The following is a 23,163-nucleotide window of genomic DNA, read 5'->3' on the forward strand; positions in this document are numbered from 1 at the left end:
CCATGAACCCCTTCATCCGACTCCATCCCGCCGATGACGTCGTCATCGCGCGCAGCCAACTGGTCGGCGGCACGCCGATCGAGGGCGTCACCGCCCGCGGCCTGATTCCGCCCGGCCACAAGATCGCGGTTCGCGCCATCGCCCCGGGCGCACCGGTGCGCCGCTACAACCAGATCATCGGTTTTGCCAGCCGCGCCATCGAGCCCGGCGAGCACGTGCACACGCACAACCTCGACATGGGGCCGGACAAGGGCGACTTCGAACGCGACTACGCCTTCGGCGCCGACGTGAAACCGGCGCCGCCCCTGCGCGAGGCGACGTTCATGGGCATCCAGCGCGCCGACGGCCGAGTGGCCACGCGCAACTACATCGGCGTGCTGACCAGCGTGAACTGCTCGGCCACCGCGGCCCGGGCCATTGCCGACCACTTCTCGCGCAAGACGAATCCGGCAGCGCTGGCACCCTTCCCCAACGTCGACGGCGTGGTGGCCCTCACGCACGGCACCGGCTGCGGCATGGACACCCAGGGCATGGGCATGCAGATCCTGGAGCGCACCCTGACCGGCTACGCCACCCATGCCAACTTCGCGGCGGTGCTGGTGGTGGGGCTGGGCTGCGAGGCCAACCAGATCAACGCCTGGCTGGCCACCGGCAACCTCAGCGAGGGCGAGAACTTTCGCGTGTTCAACATCCAGGACACCGGCGGCACGCGCAAGACGGTGGAAAAGGGCGTGGCGCTCATCAACGAGATGCTGCCGCGGGCCAATGCGGTGAAGCGCGAGCCCTGCAGCGCGAAGCACATCACCATCGGGCTGCAGTGCGGCGGCTCGGACGGCTATTCCGGCATCAGCGCCAACCCGGCACTGGGCCATGCGGTGGACCTGCTGGTGGCGCATGGCGGCACCGCCATCCTGTCGGAGACGCCCGAGATCTACGGCGCCGAGCACCTGCTGACGCGGCGCGCGGTGAAGCGCGAAGTGGGCGAGAAGCTGGTGTCGCGCATCAAGTGGTGGGAGCACTACACCGAGATCAACGAAGGCGAGATGAACAACAACCCCTCGCCGGGCAACAAGGCCGGCGGGCTGACCACCATTCTCGAAAAGTCGCTGGGCGCCGTGGCCAAGGGCGGCACCAGCAATCTCGAGGCCGTGTACGAGTACGCCGAGCCGGTGGCGGCGCACGGCTTCGTCTACATGGACACGCCCGGCTACGACCCCGTCAGCGCCACCGGTCAGGTGGCAGGCGGAGCCAACCTGATCTGCTTTACCACCGGGCGCGGCTCGGCCTACGGCTGTGCGCCCTCGCCCTCGCTCAAGCTGGCCACCAACAGCACCCTGTGGCGGCGCCAGGAAGAAGACATGGACATCAACTGCGGCGAGATCGTGGACGGCACGGCGTCGATCCAGGAGATGGGACAGCGCATTTTCGAACTGGTGCTGGCGACGGCCTCCGGTGAGCACAGCAAGAGCGAGCAGCACGGCTACGGCCAGAACGAATTCGTGCCCTGGCAAGTGGGCGCCGTGATGTAGGCCCCCCGGCTTTGCACTGCGCTTCGCTTCGTGTCATTCGCCACCCCCCGAGGGGGAGGCTCGGCCGCCTTGGGGCGGCCCGGCGCCGTCCTCGGTCCCAAGTAAGGAGTTTCTCGTGTCGCTGACCCTTCAAGCCTTCCAACTGCGCACTCAGGTCGCCGCCGTCATCGCCGCCGCCGGCAGCATGCCGGCCGAAGCGCAGCAGGTGGCCGACAACCTGGTGCTGGCCAACCTCAGCGGCCACGATTCGCACGGCGTGGGCATGACGCCCCGCTACGTCGACGCGGTACTCGAGGGGGGACTTAAGCCCAACACCGGCATCGCGGTGCGCGTGGACATTGGCACGATGCTCGCCCTGGACGGCCAACGCGGCTATGGCCAGATCGTCGGGGTGCAGGCCATGCAGCTGGGCATCGCGCGTGCGAAGCAGCATGGCAGCTGCATCATGACGCTGGGCAATTCGCACCACCTGGGCCGCATCGGCCATTTCGCCGAGATGGCAACGGCGCAAGGCCTCGTCTCGATGCACTTCGTCAACGTGCTGTCGCGCCCGGTGGTCGCGCCCTGGGGCGGCGGCGATGGGCGCTTCGGCACCAACCCCTGCTGCATCGGCATTCCGCTGGCGGGGGGCGATCCTTTCCTGCTCGACTTCGCTACCAGCCGTGTGGCGCAAGGCAAGATGCGCGTGGCCCACAACAAGGGCGAACGCGTGCCGCCGGGCCACCTGATCGACGAGCACGGCGCGCCCACCGACGACCCGGGCGTGGTGGTGGTGCCGCAGTCCAACGGCCTCTTTGGCGCACTCATGACCTTCGGCGAGCACAAGGGCTACGGCATGGCGGTGGCTTGCGAACTGCTGGGCGGCGCGCTCACCGGCGGCGGCACCTGGCACCGGCCAGCGGACACCGCACGCACCGTGCTGAACGGCATGCTCACCGTGCTGATCGACCCGGCCAAGCTGGGCACGCAGGCCAGCTTCGAGGTCGAGGCACGCGCCTTCGTCGACTGGCTGCGCCAGAGCCCGCCGGGCGCCGGCTTCGAGGCGGTGCAGATCGCCGGCGAGCCGGAGCGCAAGGCGCGCGCCACGCGCGAGCGCAACGGCATCTGGATCGACGACGCGACCTGGGGCGAGATCGTCGCGGCCGGGGCGAAGGTGGGCGTGGCCGTCAGCGCCGACGGGTTGTGAGCCAACACTGGACGCGCCATGCCAAGCTCGGCTTCGAGAGCGGTGCTACCATGGTGTCACCAATCGACCCTATGCCATGTCCACCACTTCACTGAAGCTTCCAGAGGAAATCAAGCAACTTGCAGTCGAAGCTGCCAAGCACCAGGGCGTCACGCCCCATGCGTTCATGGTCGACGCAATTCGCGCGGCGGCCTCGGCGGCGCAAAAGCGCGCAGCCTTCGTCTCTGATGCGGTCGCGGCCCGGGACGAGTCGGTCAAATCGGGCAAGGGCTATGCCGCTTCCGACGTGCACGCCTACCTGCAAGGTCGGGCGCAGGGCAAGTCGCCTCCCAAACCCAGGGCCAAGTCTTGGCGCAGCTGATCTACTCTTCGCGCGCCTTCATCGACCTTGAGCGGCTGACCGACTTTCTCATCGAGACAGACCCTGTTGCAGCCCTTGCGACAGTGGACCTCATCACCGAAGCCGTACAGATACTGGAGAACCACCCCTTGATCGGCCGACCCGCCGAGAACGGCTTGAGAGAACTCGTCATCTCGCGCGGCAGGTCAGGCTATCTGGCTTTGTACAGCCATGAGCAGGAACACGACACGGTTCTCGTCCTGGCTGTTCGGCACCAACGCGAAGCCGGCTTCAGCTCGGAGTAGCCGGCCTTCAGCCCGGCTCAGCCCGGCCCCTCGCGGCGCAGGCTGTTGCCCAGCGCAATCTTGCGCAGGATCACCGCGAACGACTGCACCTGCGCCGGCTGCGCTTCGCCCAGCCGCCACAGGATGCCCGGCGTGCGCACGGGCGTGGGGCTTTCCAGCGGGATCAGCTTCAGGCCGGCCATGGTTTCGGGCACCGCGTTGATGGCCACGATCGAACCGATCCTCGTGCGCGCCACCAGTCCCAACATCGGCGCCACGGTGGACATCTCGGCGACCACGACAGGCTCTGCGCCGCTCGCCCTGAAGCATTCGTCCAGCATGGTTCGCGTCGAGAAGCTGGAAGAGAGCAGCACCAGCTCCTGCCGATGCAGCTCGACCATGCGGATGCGCTTGCGCCGGGCCAGCGGGTGGTCCTTGGACACCACCAGCACCATCTCTTCGTTGTAGAGCGGCTCGAACCACAGGCCCGTGGGATCGTTGGGACGGTAGGCAATGCCCAGGTCCAGCTCGCCCGCCTTCAGCCGCCCGACGATGACCTCGGCCGACAGTTCCTCGACGCTGATGCGCACCGTCGGATGGCGCGCCAGCGACTGCGCCACGCATTCCGGAATCAGCCCGATGTTGAAGGTGTGCGTGGCGCCCACGCGCACCGCGCCGCCCAGCCGGTCGGTGCCGGGCTTGAGCAGCGCCACGCCCTGGTCGACCTCGCGCAGCGCCCGAGCCGCGTAGCCGCGCAGCAGCTCGCCGGCCTCGGTCGTCACCACCTTCTTGCCGATGCGCTCGAACAGGGGCTGGCCCAGCTCGTCCTCCAGCTGGCGGATCTGGTGCGAGAGCGTCGACTGGGTGACATGCACCCGCTCGGCGGCCCGGGTGAAGCTCAGGCAATCGGACAGCGCAACAAAGTAGCGCAGGTGCCGCATCTCCATGGAAACCCCCGCGAATGATCGATGCCGTCAATGATATGCATGGTTATTCATCATTTGCGACTGAATGTGTCGCGTCCTATCGTGGGCCCAGCAGAAGGCCCTGGCCGCCCAGGGCCGGCAGGAGACAAGTGCCATGAGCCCCGCCCGGCCGCCCGAAGGGGCTCGCACCGCAGTGCGTAGCACGGAGGTTACCGAATGAGCGATTACAACCAGGACGCCATCACGAAGGACGTTCTTGCGGCCTTTGCCAGCACGCCCGATCCCCGGCTGCGCGAGCTGATGACGGCGTTGGCCCGCCACATCCACGCCTTCGCGCGCGAGGTCGACCTGAGGCCCGATGAATGGCTGGCGGGCCTCAAGTTCCTGGAAGCCACCGGACAGATCTCGACCGACAAGCGCCCGGAATTCATCCTGCTGTCCGACACCCTGGGCCTGTCGATGATGGTGGTGGCGCTGGCGCAGGCACGCGCCAGCGGCCAGGTCAAGGGCGCGATCGAAGCGACCGAGGCCACCGTGGAAGGCCCCTTCTACTGGCCCGGCGCGCCCGAGCTGCCGCTGGGCAGCGACATCGGCGAAGGCGTGCCGGGGGAGCCGGCCTTCTACATGGGTCGCGTCACCGACCTGGATGGCGCGCCCCTGGCCGGCGCCTTGCTCGACGTCTGGTCCGGCGACGGCGACGGCAAGTACGACGTGCAGCTTTCCGCCACCCCGACCATGCGTGCGCGCGGGCGCTTTCGCACCGACGCCCAGGGCCGCTACTGGTTCTGGTCGATCCGCCCGACCTACTACCCGGTGCCCGACGACGGCCCGGTGGGCGACATGCTGCGCGCCACGGGCCGAAGCATCTACCGCCCCGGCCACATCCACATGCAGATCTCGGCGCCGGGCCACGTGACGCTGACCACGCACCTGTTCGTCGCCGGCAGCCCCTATCTGGAGCAGGACGCGGTGTTCGGCAAGCGCGACAGCCTGGTGGTCGATTTCGAGCAGCACCCGCCGGGCAAGGCAGTGGACGGCCGCGAGATGCAAGCGCCGTACTACTCGGCCAGCTACGACTTCCGGCTGGCCCCGGCGGCGGCATCATGAAGATCGGCAAGACTACGGTGCCGCGCACCGCCATCTGCACCTCGGACGCGGACACCATCGTCGTGCGCGGCAAGGACCTGTCGCGCGAGCTGATCGGCAAGCTGTCCTTCGTCGAGCACTTCTTCCTGCTGCTCACGGGACGCATGCCCAGCGCCGGCGAGACCGCCGTGCTCAACGCGACCCTGGTCGCGATCGCCGAACACGGGCTGGTGCCGAGCGTGCAGGCGGCGCGCATGACCTTCGCCGCGGCGCCCGATGCACTGCAGGGCGCGGTGGCGGCCGGCATCCTGGGCTGCGGCTCGGTGGTGCTGGGCTCCTCGGAAACGGCCGGGCGCTTCTACGCCGAGATCGACGCGCGGATCGCGGCGGGCACCCCCGTGGCCGACGCCGCGCTGGGTGTGACAACGGATTGGTTCGAGGCCGGCCGCGCCGTTCCGGGCTACGGCCATCCGCAGCACAAGGCGCGCGATGCGCGCGTGGGCGCGCTGTTCGACGTGGCCGTGCGGGCCGGCACCGACCTGCGGTTCGTGGCGATCGCCGAGGCGGTGGAGTCGATCCTGCCCAGGGTGCTGGGCAAGCCGCTGCGGCTCAACGTGTCGGGCGCCATTCCGGCGGTGCTGCTGGGCGCGGGCTTTCCGGTGGAAGCGCTCAAGGGCGTGCCGATCCTGGCGCGCACCGCCGGGCTGATCGCGCACCTGGTCGAGGAGATGCACCAGTCCATCGGCTTCGCCCTGTCCTACCAGGCCACGCGCGAGATGCAGTACGACGGCGCGCTGCCGGCCCACTTCGGGAGCGACGCCACATGATCCCCGTGCTGCAAGGCATCCGGGTGGTGGAGCAAGGCACCTTCATCACCGGCCCGGCCGCCGGCATGCTGCTGGGCGACCTGGGCGCCGACGTCGTCAAGGTGGAGCAGCCGAAGACCGGCGATCCGTTTCGCGCCTTCAGGAACGGCCTGTACAGCCCGCACTACCAGACCTACAACCGCAACAAGCGCAGCATCGAGCTGGACACCACCCATGCCGCCGACCTCGAGGTGCTGGACGCGCTGGTGGCGAACGCCGACGTCTACATCCAGAACTTCCGGCCCGGCGTGGCCGAAAAGCTCGGCGTGGGCGCCCAGCGGCTGCAGGCGTTGAACCCGCGGCTCGTCTATTGCGCCATCAGCGGCTTCGGCAGCAGTGGCCCCTCTGCCCACCGGCCGGCCTACGACACGGTGGCGCAGGCCGCGAGCGGTTTCCTGAACCTGCTCATCAACCCGCAGAACCCGCGCGTGGTGGGCCCGGCCATCGCGGATTCGCTGACCGGCTTCTATGCCGCCTACGGCGTGCTCGGCGCGCTGCTCGAGCGCGTGCGCACCGGCATCGGGCGCAAGGTCGAGGTGTCGATGCTGGAGGCCATGGCGCATTTCAACCTCGACGCCTTTACCCACTTCTTTCAGGCCGGCGAAGTGATGGGCCCCTACAGCCGACCCAGCGTCTCTCAGTCCTACGTGCTGCGCTGCGCCGACGACAAGTGGATTGCGCTGCACATGTCTTCGCCCGAGAAGTTCTGGCGCGGGCTGGCGCTGGCCATCGAGCAGCCGCGCCTGTTCGAAGACCAGCGCTTCGCCACGCGCGACGCGCGCATCGACCACCAGGAAGAGCTGATCGAGTTGCTGGGCCAGTGCTTTCGCACGCTGCCGCGCGACGAATGGTGCCGCCGCCTGCAGCGCGAGGACGTGCCGCATGCGCCGATGTACGACACCAGCGAAGCCCTTGAAGACCCGCAGGCCCGGCACCTGCAGCTGATGACCTCGGCCCGGCATCCGGTGATGGGCCTGTTTCGCACGGTGCGCTCGCCGGTCAGCTTCGACGGCGAGCGCGCACTCGAGGTGCGCCCGCCGCCGACGCTCGGCGAGCACAACGAAGAGATCCGCGCCGAAGTGCGGGGTTTGCTCGAAGCCGACAACGAAACAACGAGGAGACAAGGACCATGATGAAGACGCTGAACATCGGGCGGCGCGCCGCCGTCGCCGCCATGGCCCTGGCCGCGGCCGTGGCCGGCATGGCCATGGCACAGCAGCAGCCGACGGGCACGCCGGTTCGCATCGGCAGCACCCTGGCGCTGACCGGGCCGCTCTCGTCCACGGCGCAGATCCACAAGCTGGTGGGCGAGATCTACGTGGAGCAACTCAACAAGCGCGGCGGCCTGCTGGGCCGGCCGGTGGAATGGGTGGTGAAGGACGACCAGTCCAAGCCCGATCTGGCGCGCACGCTCTACGAGCAGCTGGTCACCTCGGACAAGGTCGACCTGTTGATGGGGCCCTACGCCACCGGCGCGATCCTCTCGGCCATGGGCGTGGCGCAGCGCTACAACAAGCTGCTGGTGCACCACACCATGGGCATCCCCTCGCTGGCCAAGTACGACATGTCGTTCCCGGCCTGGTCGCTCGGCTCGGACCCGGCGAACACGGTGCCCAGCACGCTGTTCGACGCGCTGGCCGCCGGCCCCAGGCCGCCCAAGACGGTGGCGGTGGTGACCAGCAAATTCCCATCGATCCAGTTCATGAGCGCGGGCGCGCGCGAGGTGCTGAAGAAGCGCGGCCTCACCGAGGTGCTGTTTCTCGAATGGGATTTCGGCAACCGCGACTTCGGCCCGATCGCCAACCGCGTGAAGGACGCCAAGCCCGACTTCGTCTGGGTCGGCGCGATCGGCCTGGACGGCAACCTGCTCTTGGAAGCGATGAAGAAGATCGACTACACGCCGCCCCAGCACTTCTATCTGTACCCGGCACCGGGGCCGCTGCTGGCATCGCCGGACGCCAAGGGCGCGCTGTCGGCCACCATCTTCGAGGCGCAGCCGCCCTTCACCTCGAACTTCGGCGCCGCCGAGTTCGTGAAGATCTACAGCGAGCGCGCCGCCAAGGCGGGCTTCCCGGACACCGCGGTCGAGACGCAGGCCGCCGCCTCCTACACGGCTTGGCAGATCCTGGAGGCCGGCGTGGTGGGCACCAAGAGCCTGGACGACAAGAAGATTGCCGACTACCTGAAGACGCACAAGGTCGACACCCTGCAGGGCAAGCTGCGCTTCGACGGCGTGGGCAACTTCGGCGACGACCTGATGCGCATCAAGCAGATCCAGGACGGCAAGTGGGTGGTGGTGTGGCCCAAGGAGGTCACGGCGGGCGGCGCCAAACTGCTGGCGCCCTGAACCCGACATGCCCAGCCTCTCGCTGCTGTCCCAATCCATCCTCTCGGGCATCTTCGTCGGCGCGCTGTACGGGCTGATGGGCCTGGGCCTCAGCCTCAGCTGGGGCCTGCTGCGGCTGATCAACCTGGCGCACTTCGCCTTCGCCTTCCTGGCGGCCTACCTGTGCTACCAGCTGGCAAGCAAGGGCATGGACCCGTTGCTGACCTTGGGATTGATCGTGCCCGTCTTCTTCCTGCTGGGCGCGGGCCTGCACTGGGTGATGGCGCGCTTCGCGGTGTCGCCCTTCAATTCCCTCTTGCTGTCCTTCGGGCTGATGGGCATCGTCGAGAGCCTGATCCAGTCGATCTGGACGGCCGACTTTCGCAAGCTCGAGTCGAGCTACGCGCACATGAAGTTCAGGCTCGGCCATCTGTACGTACCCGTGCCCGAGCTCATCACGCTGCTGCTGGCGGCCCTGCTGTGCCTGGCGGTGTGGGCCGTGCTGCGCTACACCGACCTGGGCAAGGCGATGCGCGCCGCCGCGCAGGATGCGCCGGTGGCGGCCGCCTTCGGCGTCAACGAGAAGGCGCTGGGCCTTCTGCTGGCCGGCGTTTGCTCGGCGCTGGCGAGCGTGGCCGGCGTCTGCGTGGCCCTCAGTTTCACGCTTGCACCTTCGCAGATGTATGCCTGGGTCGGCGTGGTCTTCGCCGCGGTGATGCTGGGCGGCCTGGGCAGCGCGCTCGGCCCGCTGGCCGCCGGCCTGCTGATCGGGGTGAGCGAGGCCATCACGATGGCGGTGACGGCGCCTTCCTGGGCGCCCATTGTCTCGTTCACCTTGCTGATCCTGATCCTTTTGCTGCGGCCGGGGAAGAGCACGTGACGATGCAGCGCACGCCCTTCGCCATCGTGCTGGGCGGCGCCGCGCTGGCCCTGCTGCCCCTCGCCGGCCTGCCGGCCTTCTACGACTCGCTGTTCTACCTGGCGCTGCACTGGGTGGTGCTGGCGACTTCGTGGAACATCCTGTCGGGCTATTCGGGCTATTTCTCCTTCGGCCACGGCGCCTTCTTCGGCACCGGCATCTACACCAGCGCGACCCTGATGGCGCGCTTCGATTGGCCCTTCTTGTGGACCCTGCCGGCAGCGGCGCTGCTCGCGGCGCTGCTCGGTGTGGCGCTGGGCGCCGTGGTGTTCCGCCTGAAGGGCGTGCGCGGCGAGGTGTTCGCGCTCTTGACCCTCGCGATCACCTTCGTGATCGGCACCATCGTGGTCAACACGCCGCTGGACGGCGGCAACGGCGTCTCGCTGGCCGCCGTGGCAGTGCCGAAGATCGGGCCCACGCCCTCGTCGACCTTCTACCTGCTGGCGCTCGCCGCCGCGACGGCGACCTTGCTGATCGCCTGGGGCATCCAGCGCTCGAAGTTCGGCGCCGGCCTGTTCGCGATCCACGATGACGAGGATGCCGCCGAGGTGATGGGCGTGCCGACCTTTCGCTACAAGCTGTATGCGCTGGCCCTGTCCTGCGCGCTGGCCGGGCTGGCGGGCGGCATTCATTCGCTGTTTCTGTCCTACGTGACGGCCGGCGACGTCTTCACCATCACGGTGCCGCTGACGGTGGTGCTGATGAGCGTGCTGGGCGGCACGCGGCATTGGGCCGGGCCGGCCATCGGCGCGCTGGCCATCACCGGCCTGCTCTACAGCTTCACGGCGTCGGACCTGGCGGTGGCGGGCAAGGCCGCGATCGGCGCGATATTGATCGCGGCCATCCTCTTCATGCCGGAGGGCATTCTGGAACGGATCCGGCGCTTTCAGCGCGCCTTGCATGCCAAGCCGGGCAGCGCAGCGCCGGCCGCGGCGCCGGTGCCAGCCGACCCGCCGCCGGCGCGCAAGGCCGCCAGCGTGTCGAGCAGCGGCGGCCAGGGCGAGGTGCTGCTGCGCGCGCAGGGCCTTTGCAAGTCCTTCAAGGGCGTGCGCGCGCTGGCCGGGGTGGACGTCGAGGTGCGGCGCGGCGAGATTCTGGGCTTGCTGGGGCCCAATGGCTCCGGCAAGTCGACCTTCATCAACGTCGTCAGCGGCCACTACGCCGCCAGCGGCGGCGCCATCTGGTTCGAGGGCCGCTGCCTGAACGGCCTGCCGGCGCACCGCGTGGCGGGCAGCGGCATCGCGCGCACCTACCAGATCCCGCGCCCCTTCGGGCACTTGAGCGTGCTGAAGAACGTCGAGATCGCAGCCCTCTTCGGCGGCGCCATCCGCGAGCCGGGCGCGGCGAGCCGGCAGGCCATGAAGTGGCTCGAGTTCACCGGCCTGGCCGACAAGCGCGATGCGCGGCCCGATGACCTGAACCTGCACCAACGCAAGTTTCTCGAACTGGCGCGGGCGCTGGCCTCGCGACCGCGCCTGGTGCTGCTGGACGAAGTGCTGTGCGGCCTGACACCCAGCGAGATCGACGATGCGGTGGCGCTGATCCGCCGCATCCGCGACCAGGGCGCGAGCATCGTCTTCGTCGAGCACGTGATGCGCGCGGTGATGGCGCTCACGGACCGCATCGTGGTGTTCGACCACGGCGAGCTGCTGGCCGAGGGCGCGGCCAACGACGTGATGCAGCGCCCCGAAGTGATGAGCGCCTACCTGGGGGTGGCGGCCCATGCTTGAAGTGCGCGATCTGCAGGTGGCGTACGGCGCGGCGCGCGCGCTGTGGGGCGTATCGCTCGAGGTGCGCTCGGGCGAGCTGTTGTGCGTGGTCGGCCCCAACGGCGCCGGCAAGACGACCCTGATCAACGCGCTGGCCGGCATCCTGCCATCCAGCAGCGGCCGCATCGTGCTCGATGGCCAGGACCTGACGGCGCTGGCGCCGCACCGCTATTGCGAAGCGGGCATCGCGCTGGTGCCGGAGGGCCGGCGCCTGTTCACCGGCATGACGGTGCTGGAAAACCTGGAGCTGGGCAGCTACCTGCCGCGGCCCAGGGCCCAGCGGCGCGAGACCCTGGCGCAAGTGATGGAGATGTTCCCGGTGATCCGGGAGAAGCTCGCCAGCCCCGCGGGCGAACTCTCGGGCGGCCAGCAGCAGATGGTGGCGATCGCCCGGGCGCTGATGGCGCGCCCCCGGCTGCTGCTGCTGGACGAGCCCTCGCTGGGCCTGTCGCCGCTGATCGTGCGCGACCTGTTTGCCGCCATCCGGCGCATCAATGCCGCCGGCATGTCGGTGCTGCTGGTCGAGCAGAACGTGGCGATGGCGATGCAGATCTCGCAGCGCGCCTATGTGCTGGAAGAAGGCCGCGTGGTGAGCGAGGGCGTTCCGCAGGATCTGCTGGCGCGGCCGGAAATCGTCCGGGCGTATCTGGGCCTATGAGCGTGCGCAGAGCGGCACCACCGACTGATTCAAACTCGTCGGCCAAGGGTCTTGGGCCTGCGTTAATGTTCTTGCGACCCCAATTCTTTTCCAGTTCATTTTTAGTTCGTGAGGATCCGCAGATGCGCATTTTTTCGACAACTTTCGCCAACGCGGCGCGCGCCATGCTTGTTGCCGCCCTGCTGGGCAGCATGGGCTTGACCGGCGCGCAGGCGCAGGGTCTGGACCTGTTCATGAAAGGCTTGAACACCGGCGCCATGGACACCAGCGGCTTGAGCTCGCTCGGCTCGCTTGCGACCGGCAGCATGGGCAGCGCCGCCGGCGTCATCGAGTACTGCCTGAAGAACAAGTACCTGAGCGGCACCGGCGTGTCGCAAGTGAAGGACGGTCTGATGGGCAAGATGCCCGGCGGCCAAGCCGCCGCCACCCTGGACAGCGGCTATCTGGACGGCACCCGGGGCCTGCTCACCACCAGCGACGGCAAGAAGACCGACCTGACCAGCGGCATGACCGACTCCATCAAGAAGCAGGCCTGCGACTTCGTGCTCATCCAGGGCCAGTCGATGCTCTGAAGCACCGGCCGGCCCACGCTTTCATCATTCGCCGTCAGCGGGCGATGTCGTAGCGGCCGAGGTCCATCACCTTGGTCCACGCCGCCACGAAGTCATCCACGAACTTCTGCTGCGCGTCGGCGCTTCCATAGACTTCGGACAGGGCGCGCAGCACCGAGTTGGAACCGAAGGCCAGGTCGACCCGCGTGGCGCTGCCCTTGGGCTCGCCCGTGTTGCGGTCGACACCCTCGTACAGGTTGTTCTCGCCGGGCACGGCCTTCCAGGTCGTGTTCAGGTCGAGCAGGCGAACGAAGAACTCGTTGTTCAAGGCCTGCTCCTTCTGGCTGAAGATGCCGTGCTTGGTGCCGCCGACGTTGGCGCCCAGCGCGCGCATGCCGCCCACCAGCACCGTCATCTGCGGCGCCGTCAGGGTCAGCAATTGCGCCTTGTCGATCAGCAGGGCGTCGGCGGGGACGGCGTAGTCCTTCATGAGGTAGTTGCGGAAGCCATCGGCCACGGGTTCGAGCACCTTCATGGCTTCCACATCGGTCTGCGCCTGCGACGCGTCCATTCGGCCCGGAGTGAAAGGCACCGTCACCTTGTGACCGGCGTTCTTGGCCCCCTGCTCGACACCGGCACAGCCGGCCAGGACGATCAGGTCGGCCATCGACACCTTCTTGCCGCCCGATTGCGCCTTGTTGAACTCGCCCTGGATGCCTTCCAGCGTCTTGAGCACCTTGGCCAGCTTGGCCGGCTCGTTGACGTCCCAGTCCTTTTGCGGGGCGAGGCGGATGCGACCGCCGTCGGCGCCGCCCCGCATGTCGGAGCCGCGGAAGGTAGAGGCCGAGGCCCAGGCCGTCAGCACCAGGTCCGTCACCGACAGGCCCGAGGCCAGCACCTTGGCCTTGAGCGCCGCGACGTCCTTGTCGTCGATCAGCGGATGGTCGACCTTCGGAATCGGGTCTTGCCAGATCAGCTCTTCGGCCGGCACTTCCGGGCCGAGGTAGCGCGAGCGCGGGCCCATGTCGCGGTGCGTCAGCTTGAACCAGGCACGCGCAAAGGCGTCGGCGAACTGGTCGGGGTGCTCGAGGAAGCGCCGCGAGATCTTTTCGTAGACCGGGTCGAGGCGCAGCGAGAGGTCGGTGGTCAGCATGGTCGGCAGGCGCTTCTTCGACTTGTCGTGCGCATCCGGAATGACTGCATCAGCCCCCTTGGCCTGCCACTGCCCCGCACCGGCCGGGCTCTTGACCGGCTCCCACTCGTACTTGAACAGGTTCTCGAAGAAATGGTTGCTCCACTTGGTCGGCTCCTGGCTCCAGATGACTTCCAGGCCGCTGCTGATCGCGTCGCCGGCGACGCCGCTGGCGTGGGTGCTCTTCCAGCCCATGCCCATTTCCTCCAGGTCGGCCGCTTCCGGGGCCGAGCCGACCAGGTCTGCCGGGCCGGCGCCGTGGGTCTTGCCGAAGGTGTGGCCACCGGCGATCAGGGCGACGGTTTCCTCGTCGTTCATGGCCATGCGGGCGAAGGTTTCGCGGATGTCCCTGGCCGCCGAGACCGGGTCGGCGTTGCCGTTCGGGCCTTCGGGGTTGACGTAGATCAGGCCCATCTGCACCGCCCCGAGCGGGTTTTCCAGGTCGCGGTCGCCGGTGTAGCGCTTGTCTTCCAGCCAGGTCGTTTCCTTGCCCCAGTAGACGTCCTGGTCGGGTTCCCAGGTGTCCGGGCGGCCGCCACCGAAGCCGAAGGTCTTGAAGCCCATCGACTCCAGGGCCACGTTGCCGGTCAGGATCATCAGGTCGGCCCAGGAGATCTTGCGGCCGTACTTCTGCTTGATCGGCCACAACAGGCGCCGCGCCTTGTCGAGGTTGACGTTGTCGGGCCAGCTGTTGAGCGGCGCGAAGCGCTGCTGGCCACGGCCACCGCCGCCACGGCCGTCGCCGGTGCGGTAGGTGCCCGCGCTGTGCCAGGCCATGCGGATGAACAACGGGCCGTAGTGGCCGAAGTCCGCCGGCCACCAGGGCTGCGAATCGGTCATCAGCGCATGCAGGTCTTTCTTCAGGGCCTTGTAGTCGAGGCTCTTGAATTCCTTGGTGTAGTCGAAGTCCTCGCCCATCGGATCGGACTTGGAGGAATGCTGGTGAAGCAGGTCCACCCGCAGCTGGTTCGGCCACCAGTCACGATTGACGGGCCCGCGAGCCACGGCGTGGTGGAAGGGACACTTGGCTTCGGTCTGTTCGTTGCTCATGGGGCGGCTCCGTTCTTTGGTTGGATCGGGAACCATCCATTTTGCGAGCACACGCACCCAATGTCATGACGTTTGTCTATGCGGGGGATAGACGTCGTCTTGCGGCCGTGGCCCGGCCGGCTCCGAGGGCTCAGAGCATCAGCGCGACCGAGGCTTCCAGGTGCTCGGAAGGCAGGCGCTTGAAGCCCGAGCGGGCAAAGCGCTGCAGGCGCCCGACCGCAAAGGCGGTGAGGGCCGAGGCGCGCACCTGCGCGTCGACCGTGGGCGTGGCGGAGCCGTCGGCCGCCGCCACTTCGCGCAGGGCCTGGCGCAGGGTGGATTCGATCTTGTCGAAGAAGTGGTTCATGCGCTGCTGCAGGCGCTCGTTCTCGAACACCAGCGCATCGCCCACCATCACGCGGGTCATGCCCGGGTTCTTTTCGGCGAACTGCAGCAGCATGGCGATGATGCGCGCTGCCTGGCCGGCGCCCACGGCGCGGGCATCGCCGTTCGAATCGGCGGGGGTCTGCTCCAGGATCTGGTTGATCAGGCTGAAGACGCTCTGCTCGATGAAGTCGATCAGGCCCTCGAACATCTGCGCCTTGCTGGCGAAGTGGCGGTACAGCGCGGCTTCGCTCACCTCCAGCCGCGCCGCCAGCGCCGCGGTGGTGACGCGCTCGGCGCCGGGCTGCTCGAGCATGGCGGCCAGCGCCTGCAGGATCTGCACACGGCGCTCGCCTGGCTTGGGTCGCTTGCGAGTGACGGGTGCGGCGTCTTCCACGGCAAAAGACAATCCGGAGGCGCTAGTCTGATCGTTCATGGGCGACCGCAAAAATGTAATTAAATGATTCTCGCATGGCGCAGTAAGTGCGCGCCTTCCGGGTCAACCCCGTGACTTCGCGCAGAATCATCTTCTTTTTTGGCGGGCCCGCCAGGTCGAAAGATGAAAAATTGCGTTTTGGTCACCGGTGGCGCCGGCTACATCGGCAGCCATACCTGCGTGGCGCTGGCGGCGGCGGGCTTCGAGCCGTTGATCCTCGACAACTACTGCAACGCGAGCCCCAAGGTGCTGGAGCGGCTGGCTCGCATCAGCGGGGGCCCGGCGCCTCGCGCGATCGACGGCGACGTGCGTGATCGAGCGCTGCTGGACCGGGTGTTTGCCGAGCATTCCGTGGCGGCCGTGATCCACTTTGCCGGGCTGAAGGCAGTGGGCGATTCGGTGGCCGATCCGTTGTCTTATTACGACACCAATGTGCACGGCAGCCTGGTGCTGGCCGCCGCCATGCGGGCTGCCGGCGTGCGCACGCTGATCTTTTCGTCCTCCGCCACGGTGTATGGCGAGCCAGACCATTCCCCCATTCCGGAAAGCGCCCCGACCCGCCCGGCCAACCCCTATGGCCGCTCCAAGCTGATGGTGGAAGAGACGCTGGGCGACCTCTGCCGCTCCGAAGCCGGCTGGCGCATCGCGCTGCTCCGCTACTTCAACCCGGTGGGCGCGCACGAAAGCGGGCTGATCGGCGAGCACCCGCAGGGCAAGCCCAACAACCTGATGCCCTTCGTGAGCCAGGTGGCGGTGGGCCAGCGCACGCAGCTGACGGTGCATGGCGGCGACTACCCCACGCCGGATGGCACCGGGGTGCGCGACTACGTGCACGTGATGGACCTGGCCGAGGGCCACGTGGCGGCCCTGCGCCATGCCTTGGCGCACGAAGGCCTCTTGACGCTCAACCTGGGCACCGGCCGCGGCGCCTCGGTGCTGGAGGTGGTGACCGCCTTCGAGCGCGCCAGCGGCAAGCCGGTGCCGCGCACCATCGGCCCACGCCGGCCGGGCGACGTGCCGGCCTACTGGGCCGACCCGTCGGCCGCCCGTGCCACCCTGGGCTGGGAAGCCCGGCGCGGCCTGGACGACATGTGCGCGGACAGCTGGCGCTGGCAGAGCGCCAACCCGAACGGCTACGCGTAGCGGCCCACCCGGTCAGCGGGCGCGGATCATCGTCCCGTAGGCCTGGTCCGTGAGGATTTCCAGCAGCATCGCGTGCGGCACGCGCCCGTCGATGATGTGCACCGCGTTCACGCCGCTCTTGGCGGCATCCAGCGCGCCTTCGATCTTGGGCAGCATGCCGCCGGAGATGGTGCCGTCGGCGAAGAGCTCGTCGATCTCGCGGGCCGACAGGTTGGTCAGCAGATTGCCGTCCTTGTCCAGCACGCCGGGCGTGTTGGTCAGGAGCATCAGCTTCTCGGCCTTGAGCACCGTGGCCAGCTTGCCGGCCACCACGTCTGCGTTGATGTTGTAGCTCTCGTTTTCCTCGCCGAAGCCGATCGGACTGACCACGGGAATGAAGGCGTCGTCCTGCAGCGCCTTCACCACGCCCGGGTCGATGCTGACGATGTCGCCCACCTGGCCGACGTCGTGGTGCAGGTTCGGGTCGTTGCGGTCCGCCATCTTGAGCTTCTGGGCCCGAATCAGGCCGCCGTCGCGGCCCGTCAGGCCCACCGCCTTGCCGCCGGCCTGGTTGATCAGGCCGACGATGTCCTGCTGCACCTCGCCGGCCAGCACCCACTCGACCACTTCCATGGTCTCGGCGTCGGTCACCCGCATGCCCTGGATGAAGCTGCCCTTCTTGCCCAGCTTGTTCAGCGCCGCCTCGATCTGCGGGCCGCCGCCGTGCACCACCACCGGGTTCATGCCCACCAGCTTGAGCAGCACCACGTCTTCGGCGAAATCGGCCTGCAGGGCCGGATCGGTCATGGCATTGCCGCCGTACTTGATGACGATGGTCTTGCCGTGGAACTTGCGGATGTAGGGCAGCGCCTGGGCCAGGATCTCGGCCTTGTCGCGCGGCGGGATGTTGATGACGGGGTCGGTCATGGGCGGCGGTGGGTGGTCAGGTTGGGAGGGTGAACAAAGGGATGGATGAGCCGGTCAGCCGGCGAAGTCGCGCAGCCAGCGTGGCACCTTGAAGCGCACGATCATCAGGTAGGCGGCCACATAGGTGGCGATGAACAGCAGCGTGAAGAGCATCAGCACCCCGGTTTGGTTCCAGAACAGCACGGCCGGCACCACCGACAGGCCGGCCAGCGCCCACAGGTAAGGCGAGGTGCGGTTGTTGCGGGCCAGCAGCTGGCGCGCCTCGTCGTCATGCACCGCCACCCGCACGATGCGGCGGAAGATCAGTTGATGGAAGTGCAGCGCATCGGCCATGCCGGGCGACTGGCCGCGCGCCAGCTTGCGGTAGACCGAGAAGAAGGTCTCCCACACCGGGTAGATCAGCAGCAGCATCGGGAACCAGGGCGACACGGTGCCGTGCCGCTGCACCAGCGTGACGCAGGCCAGCGCGATCACCATGCCCCAGACGTAGGCCCCGCCGTCGCCGGCGAAGATCTTGCCGCGCGGGTAGTTCCACACCAGGAAGCCGCCGGTGGCGCCCAGCAGGCACAGCACCATGGCCGCCAGTTGCCGGTCGCCCAGCTGCAGCGCGACGTGCGAGATGGCCAGGCAGACGATCACGGCCACCGTCCCGGCCAGCCCGTTGTAGCCGTCGATGATGTTGAAGGCATGCGGCAGGCCGCCGATGGCGACGGCGGCGAACAGCAGCCCGGCATAGGGCAAGGCGCGCAGCCAGCCGTCCACCATGGGCACGCCGGTGCGCTCGAGGCTCAGGTCCAGCACGGCGCACACCAGCAGGGCCGACCCGATGGTGAGGGCCAGGCGCCAGCGCACCGACACGCGCTGGGTGATGTCTTCCGCGATGCCGCCCAGCACCGCCGGAGCCAGGCACAGCAGGGTCAGGGCGGAGGCCTTGAGCGGCCAGTACACGTTGACGCGGTCGATCAGGCCGGCCGCCAGCCAGGCCGCCCCCATGCCCAGGAAGATGCCGGCGCCGCCCAGGCGCGGCACGTGGCCGGCGTGGAAGCGCTGCGGCATGTCCTTGCCGTAGCGCCGCGCGTGGCGGCGGGCGCGGCGCATGAAGCCGAGCACGGCGAAGGCGGCGACCAGGAAGCTGATGACGATCAGGGCGAGCATGTTGGTGGGCTGCGGATCACGAGGACCCTAGAATTCCGAGCGAAATTAGACCATGCGCAGCACCTCCCCCGACGCCCCTCAAAACAAGCCCGTGACGGTGTCGATCGTCAGCCACGGCCAGCTGGAACTGATCCGGCCCCTGCTCGAACAGCTGGATGCGCTGAGCGCCGCCATGGTGGACAAGGTGGTGCTGACCATCAACATCCCCGAACCCGACCTGCTGGCGGGGCTGCGCTTTCGGTTTCCGGTTGAGCGGATCGAGAACTCGGTGGCCAAGGGCTTTGGGGCGAATCACAACGAGGCGTTCAACCATTGCGCGTCGGACTGGTTCCTGGTGCTGAACCCGGATATTCGGTTTGATTCGGACGTGCTGGCGCCGCTGGTGGCCCAGGCTGCGCCGGATGCGGGGCTGCTGGCCCCGCGGATCCTGGAGCCGGGCAAGGAGACGCCGGAGCAGCATCGGCGGTTGATCACGCCGCTGGAGATCCTGATGCGGCGGCGGCCGGGGTATCCGATTCCGGCAGTGCCGGATTGGATCCCGGGGTTGTTCATGATGTTTCGGAGCAGCGTCTACCGGGAGATCAAGGGGTTTGACGAGCGGTACTTCATGTATGGGGAAGACTTCGACATTTGCGCGCGGACCCAACTGGCGGGGTGGAGGCTGCAGATTGCGGAGAACTTGCTGACGCGGCACGAGGCGCAGCGCGCGAGCCGGACGAGCCGGCGGCACCTGTGGTGGCACGTGACGAGCTTGCTGAAGGTTTGGGCTTCGGGGCCGTTCTGGCGGTTGCGGTGGATGCGGGACCGCGCTGACTGAGGGGCACGGGCATCTGCGCGCGCGGCATAAGCCCTGCGTTCTTCGCCTAAGGAGCCGCCAAGAGGTCCCGGATGGCCCCTTGGACGCCATAGTCGTACCTGGCGTATTGACCCGACGCCAGCTCCTTCGCAATGGGCCTCAGGCGCGCCGCCCTGAACCGCGGCAGCGCCGCCCGGTTCTGCTGATGCGCGAGCTTCATTCTGGCCTTCTCCAGCAGGGCGCCCGGAACGAGCTCGCCCATGGCCTGCAGCCTCTCCAGCAGGATCCGGGCCTTGGCACTCCGGCGCCGCGCGTCGTCACCGCGGGGCGCCAGCGCCTTGCGGACCCGCTCTATGAGTCCCATCCGCTGCGCACCCACCTGGTTGGTGCCGTGCTGGCGATAGTCGATCGAGCACCACTCCACGATATCGAGCCCGCCCAGTGCCGCAGCGATCAGACCGAGCCATTCGTCGTGAAGCCATTCCGGCGGGAACGGCAGGGCGTGCTCGAGCAAGGAGCGGCGGAGCACCGTCGTTGCTCCGGTCACCAGGTTTCGGCGCAGGAGGACGTCGAAGGCCTGGCCGCCGTGGACAAGTTCGAGTTCGGTTTGCGACACCCCAAGCGAGCCGAACAGCGTCGAGCCCAGCGGACGGCCTTGCGAATCCACCAGGCGGGCATCCGCATGGACCAGGCTTGGTTGCCGGCCGCCGCGAAGCGCAGCCACCAGACGCTCCAGCTTCTCCGGATCCCAGATGTCGTCTTGGTCGCACAGCGCGATGAACTCGCCTTCGCAAGCCCTCGCTGCTTGCTCGAAGTTGCGGGTGACGCCCAGGGCCACATGGTTCTGCAGCACACGCAAGCGCGGCCGCGCGTCACCCTGGGTCAACTGCGCCGCACAGGCGGCGTGCGCGTGGCGGGCGAGGGTAACGCAATCGTCTCGCGAGGCGTCGTCCGAGAGCACGATCTCGTCCGGCGTGAGCGTCTGCGCACAAATGCTGCGGACCTGTTCCTCGATGAAGCGCGCGCCGTTGTAGGTGCACAGCGCCACGGACAGCAACGGGCCGCCATCGTCCGCAATGCCGCCGTCGACCGCATGCGGGCTCAAGAACGCGGCCTTCCCGCCGTTGCCCGGATCTCCGCCAGGCGCGCGGCAAAGCGCTGGCCCGCGGCTTCGAGCGAAAGCGATGCCTCGGCACTGGCCTTGCCGCGCAATCCGAGCTCGCGCCCCCAAGCTTGGTCGTCGTAGAGGCGCCGCATGTGCTGCGCGGCATGGGCGACCGAGGGCTCGGCCCAACTGAGATGCGCGTCGTAGGGCGGAATCGGCCAGCCCAGCTTTTTCAGTTCGTAGTCGACCAGGAGACTGTTGCTTTCGTCCATGAAGTCGACGTTGCCCGAGAAGTTGGTGGCAACGACCGGCTTGCCCAGGAGCATGGCCTCGGCCATCGTCAGGCCCAGGCCTTCGCTGCGATGCAGGGACACATAGGCATCACAGGCATCGATCAGGGCCAGCACGGCGTCCGGGCTGTAGACCTCGTCGATCACGCGAATGTTCGTGCCTTCGGCGGCCTCCCGGAGTTCGCGCATCTGCTCGGGATAACGGTCGCCATAGGACGTCTTGAGCACGAGGCTGGCGCCGTCGGCGGATGTGAACGCGCTCTTGAAGGCGCGGATGAGGCCGAGCGGATTCTTGCGCTCCATCACGCTCATCATGTGGAAGGTGAAGAGAAACGTGTAGGGTTCCTCGGCCAGTCCGAAGGATGCGCGACTGCGCTTCTCGAAGGGTGCCAGCTTGACGCCGGGGAACAGGGTGCGCACGGGCACCTTCAATCGCTCCTGCAGCCCTTTCGCCACGAACTCGGTGGCCGCCCAGACCTCATCGACCTGCCTGGCCTTCGCAACCCAAAGATCGGGGATCGACGCGAACTCCCAATACCAATAGGCGATCCGGTAGGTGCGCGCGTTTCGTGCGGCGAGCTGCGCCCGCTCGAAGGCCGAGTCGAAGTATGGCTCCGGCTGCACATGGATGATGGTGGTGTCATAGACCTCGGTGCCGCCAAACTTCGCGTGATGCGGGTCGTCCTTGGCGTCCGTCACCATGTCTCGCATGGAGATCGGGGTGCCGGCGCTGCGCATCGCATCCGCCATGGATTCAATGGAAATGCGCAGGCCGGAGGGGTAGCAGAAGTGGCCGAGCAGATTGAAGCCAGGCCGGCTCAGCCCTTTCGCCACCGCAGCCGTATCGAGTCCGCTGCACCACTGGCGCGCCAGTTCCGACAGGCCCGATTCGGGTGAGGTCAGCCACGCCAGCAAGGCGGCTGCGGCCTCCGGCTCGTCGAGTGCCCGAGGGCATGCCTTGCGCCAATCTTCGCGCGACTGGTAGGCCATGCGGATCTGGCATTCGGGCGATTCGACGAAGGTCCACCGGGCCGGATCGGTCCATGCCCCTTGCGCTCCGTACTCCGATCGGAACCAATCGGCAAACTCTCGGCAACCGAAGACGGTCACGCCATCCGGATGCCTGTTCTGCCAGTTCGGAGCGAAGGACCAGGCCGCCAGCAACTCGCGCTCCGGATGCGCGGCTGCATCGAGGAAGAGCCACCAGATCTCTTCCATCCGAAGCTTGGCTTCCTGCCTTCCCACCAGAACGAACCATTTGAAGAGCTCGGCTGACCCGGCCGGCGTCAGGCCGTGCGGGAGGATCGACGCAAGATGAAGATTGGCCAGGAAGGCTTGCCGCGGCCGATCGGCGAGCCGAGCGTCCAGCGCCAAGCACAACCGTGTGATCGTTGTCGAATCCAGCCCCAGTTCCGCCGCCGCATCGCACTGCAGCCATTGGCCAAATGCACTCGCACTCCCCTCTGACAAGGCATTCGGAAAGCGGACGCGCAGATCGGCACGGCGGCGCCACAGTTCGATCAAATAGCGCGCGCCTGACCCGACATCCGTCACCTCGCGGGGCTCGGTGGCGCGCCAAAAGAGATCCGCCGGCGCGGGCGCCACGGCGCCGCGAACGGAAGCATCGTCGAACCAATCGATCTGCACTGGCGGCGCCAGTGCCTCGCCGCGTGCACGCGCCTCGGTCCGCGCGCGCGCCTCTTCCGTCCAGGGCGCAAGCCTGGCCAAGGACCTGCCCTGAGCGTTGCGAATGCGCCGGGCCTGCACGCGCTCGCGCAGCGACCATGGCGTGACCATCCAGTACAGGCCTTTGATGAACCGGATCACCTGGCTTTTCATTTGCTACCAACCATCGATTTCTTCTGATGCCTCGCCAGGGCCGGCCAAGCTGTCTTGAGTCATCGGGACCGCAAAAGTCCCGTGCGTATCGCGCCCCCTAGAATCGCCCGAGGAACCAGGCGCCGCGGTGAATCGCGGTGCCGACGACGACAAAATGATACAGACCCCTACCCCCCACAATGCGCTAGCCAAGATCAAGGCGGCGATGAAGAGCAAGGCAAAGGCAGGCATTCGCGTCGCCGCCAGGCTGGTCGTCAAGAGCCCGGCACTCAAGAAGTTTCTGATCCAGACCATCAAGCGCTTTCCGGCGTTGGATCGCCGGGTGCGCGCAACCGTCAACCCCTTTGACGCGCTGGCGGTTCGGCGTACTTCCGCGCCGGGCGATCTCTCGCCTGCAGCCCAGGCCGTGCTGCGCCGGCTCCAACCGAATGCGCAAAGAAAGACCTGA

The 23,163-nt window shown here is 67.7% G+C and carries 22 protein-coding genes; 15 read left to right on the plus strand and 7 right to left on the minus strand.

Features of this window, described 5'->3' with window-relative positions; translation table 11 throughout:
• Positions 1-2 precede the first annotated feature (2 nt).
• The 4 genes from ACIPRI_RS25025 (at position 3) to ACIPRI_RS25040 (ending at position 3,360) form a co-directional block, all read left to right on the plus strand.
• Complete coding sequence (locus tag ACIPRI_RS25025; protein WP_446624214.1) at positions 3-1,529, plus strand: UxaA family hydrolase; 1,527 nt, start codon at positions 3-5, stop codon at positions 1,527-1,529.
• A gap of 115 nt (positions 1,530-1,644) precedes the next feature.
• On the plus strand, positions 1,645-2,715 hold the full coding sequence (locus tag ACIPRI_RS25030) for a malate/lactate/ureidoglycolate dehydrogenase (RefSeq protein ID WP_446624215.1): 1,071 nt from the start codon (positions 1,645-1,647) through the stop codon (positions 2,713-2,715).
• Positions 2,716-2,791: 76 nt separating this feature from the next.
• On the plus strand, positions 2,792-3,076 hold the full coding sequence (locus ACIPRI_RS25035; RefSeq protein WP_446624216.1) for a hypothetical protein: 285 nt from the start codon (positions 2,792-2,794) through the stop codon (positions 3,074-3,076).
• Positions 3,064-3,360 (plus strand): type II toxin-antitoxin system RelE/ParE family toxin, encoded by a 297-nt coding sequence (locus tag ACIPRI_RS25040; protein ID WP_446624217.1) that lies wholly within the window; start codon positions 3,064-3,066, stop codon positions 3,358-3,360. Before ACIPRI_RS25035 ends, ACIPRI_RS25040 begins: the two co-directional genes overlap by 13 nt.
• Before the next feature lie 17 nt (positions 3,361-3,377).
• Here ACIPRI_RS25040 and ACIPRI_RS25045 read toward each other — a convergent pair whose 3' ends face one another.
• A complete protein-coding gene (locus ACIPRI_RS25045) occupies positions 3,378-4,286 on the minus strand; it encodes a LysR substrate-binding domain-containing protein (protein ID WP_446624218.1) in 909 nt (302 codons plus the stop codon).
• 195 nt (positions 4,287-4,481) lie between these two features.
• Between ACIPRI_RS25045 and ACIPRI_RS25050 the strand changes: the two genes are divergently transcribed.
• From ACIPRI_RS25050 to ACIPRI_RS25085, 8 genes are all read left to right on the plus strand, one after another.
• Positions 4,482-5,372 carry a dioxygenase family protein gene (locus ACIPRI_RS25050; protein WP_446624219.1) on the plus strand — a complete coding sequence of 297 codons (891 nt, stop codon included), beginning with the start codon at positions 4,482-4,484 and terminating at the stop codon, positions 5,370-5,372.
• The gene (locus ACIPRI_RS25055) at positions 5,369-6,178 is read left to right on the plus strand and encodes a citryl-CoA lyase (RefSeq protein WP_446624220.1); all 810 of its coding nucleotides are present in this window, start codon (positions 5,369-5,371) and stop codon (positions 6,176-6,178) included. Before ACIPRI_RS25050 ends, ACIPRI_RS25055 begins: the two co-directional genes overlap by 4 nt.
• Positions 6,175-7,350, plus strand: a complete 1,176-nt coding sequence (locus tag ACIPRI_RS25060; protein ID WP_446624221.1) for a CaiB/BaiF CoA transferase family protein — start codon at positions 6,175-6,177, stop codon at positions 7,348-7,350. The genes ACIPRI_RS25055 and ACIPRI_RS25060 overlap by 4 nt, the downstream gene beginning before the upstream one ends.
• On the plus strand, positions 7,347-8,564 hold the full coding sequence (locus ACIPRI_RS25065) for an amino acid ABC transporter substrate-binding protein (RefSeq protein ID WP_446624222.1): 1,218 nt from the start codon (positions 7,347-7,349) through the stop codon (positions 8,562-8,564). The genes ACIPRI_RS25060 and ACIPRI_RS25065 overlap by 4 nt, the downstream gene beginning before the upstream one ends.
• A 7-nt stretch (positions 8,565-8,571) precedes the next feature.
• Complete coding sequence (locus ACIPRI_RS25070) at positions 8,572-9,423, plus strand: branched-chain amino acid ABC transporter permease (RefSeq protein WP_446624223.1); 852 nt, start codon at positions 8,572-8,574, stop codon at positions 9,421-9,423.
• A 2-nt stretch (positions 9,424-9,425) separates the two neighbouring features.
• Positions 9,426-11,192 carry a branched-chain amino acid ABC transporter ATP-binding protein/permease gene (locus ACIPRI_RS25075; protein ID WP_446624243.1) on the plus strand — a complete coding sequence of 589 codons (1,767 nt, stop codon included), beginning with the start codon at positions 9,426-9,428 and terminating at the stop codon, positions 11,190-11,192.
• Positions 11,185-11,889 (plus strand): ABC transporter ATP-binding protein, encoded by a 705-nt coding sequence (locus ACIPRI_RS25080; protein ID WP_446624224.1) that lies wholly within the window; start codon positions 11,185-11,187, stop codon positions 11,887-11,889. The genes ACIPRI_RS25075 and ACIPRI_RS25080 overlap by 8 nt, the downstream gene beginning before the upstream one ends.
• A gap of 122 nt (positions 11,890-12,011) precedes the next feature.
• Positions 12,012-12,461, plus strand: a complete 450-nt coding sequence (locus ACIPRI_RS25085) for a DUF2501 domain-containing protein (protein ID WP_446624225.1) — start codon at positions 12,012-12,014, stop codon at positions 12,459-12,461.
• A 34-nt stretch (positions 12,462-12,495) separates the two neighbouring features.
• Here the strand turns inward: ACIPRI_RS25085 and katG are convergent, their stop codons facing one another.
• The gene (gene katG, locus ACIPRI_RS25090) at positions 12,496-14,682 is read right to left on the minus strand and encodes a catalase/peroxidase HPI (RefSeq protein WP_446624226.1); all 2,187 of its coding nucleotides are present in this window, start codon (positions 14,680-14,682) and stop codon (positions 12,496-12,498) included.
• A 130-nt stretch (positions 14,683-14,812) separates the two neighbouring features.
• Positions 14,813-15,481 (minus strand): nucleoid occlusion factor SlmA, encoded by a 669-nt coding sequence (slmA, locus tag ACIPRI_RS25095; protein ID WP_446624227.1) that lies wholly within the window; start codon positions 15,479-15,481, stop codon positions 14,813-14,815.
• A gap of 123 nt (positions 15,482-15,604) precedes the next feature.
• Here slmA and galE point away from each other — a divergent pair, with 123 nt between their 5' ends.
• Positions 15,605-16,624, plus strand: coding sequence for a UDP-glucose 4-epimerase GalE (gene galE / locus ACIPRI_RS25100; RefSeq protein ID WP_446624228.1), 1,020 nt, complete (start codon positions 15,605-15,607; stop codon positions 16,622-16,624).
• Between the two features lie 12 nt (positions 16,625-16,636).
• On the opposite strand, the gene argB is transcribed toward galE, so the two are convergent.
• On the minus strand, positions 16,637-17,530 hold the full coding sequence (gene argB / locus ACIPRI_RS25105) for an acetylglutamate kinase (RefSeq protein ID WP_446624229.1): 894 nt from the start codon (positions 17,528-17,530) through the stop codon (positions 16,637-16,639).
• Between the two features lie 54 nt (positions 17,531-17,584).
• Positions 17,585-18,685 (minus strand): MraY family glycosyltransferase, encoded by a 1,101-nt coding sequence (locus ACIPRI_RS25110; RefSeq protein WP_446624230.1) that lies wholly within the window; start codon positions 18,683-18,685, stop codon positions 17,585-17,587.
• 52 nt (positions 18,686-18,737) lie between these two features.
• Here ACIPRI_RS25110 and ACIPRI_RS25115 point away from each other — a divergent pair, with 52 nt between their 5' ends.
• Positions 18,738-19,502: a glycosyltransferase gene (locus tag ACIPRI_RS25115; RefSeq protein WP_446624231.1), complete on the plus strand. Its 765-nt coding sequence runs from the start codon at positions 18,738-18,740 to the stop codon at positions 19,500-19,502.
• A gap of 46 nt (positions 19,503-19,548) precedes the next feature.
• On the opposite strand, the gene ACIPRI_RS25120 is transcribed toward ACIPRI_RS25115, so the two are convergent.
• Both ACIPRI_RS25120 and ACIPRI_RS25125 read right to left on the minus strand, forming a co-directional pair.
• Positions 19,549-20,586, minus strand: coding sequence for a glycosyltransferase family 2 protein (locus tag ACIPRI_RS25120; protein WP_446624232.1), 1,038 nt, complete (start codon positions 20,584-20,586; stop codon positions 19,549-19,551).
• On the minus strand, positions 20,583-22,715 hold the full coding sequence (locus tag ACIPRI_RS25125) for a glycosyltransferase family 4 protein (RefSeq protein ID WP_446624233.1): 2,133 nt from the start codon (positions 22,713-22,715) through the stop codon (positions 20,583-20,585). The genes ACIPRI_RS25120 and ACIPRI_RS25125 overlap by 4 nt, the downstream gene beginning before the upstream one ends.
• A 127-nt stretch (positions 22,716-22,842) precedes the next feature.
• Between ACIPRI_RS25125 and ACIPRI_RS25130 the strand changes: the two genes are divergently transcribed.
• The gene (locus ACIPRI_RS25130) at positions 22,843-23,163 is read left to right on the plus strand and encodes a hypothetical protein (protein ID WP_446624234.1); all 321 of its coding nucleotides are present in this window, start codon (positions 22,843-22,845) and stop codon (positions 23,161-23,163) included.

The sequence above is a fragment of the Variovorax sp. LARHSF232 genome (assembly GCF_052871435.1).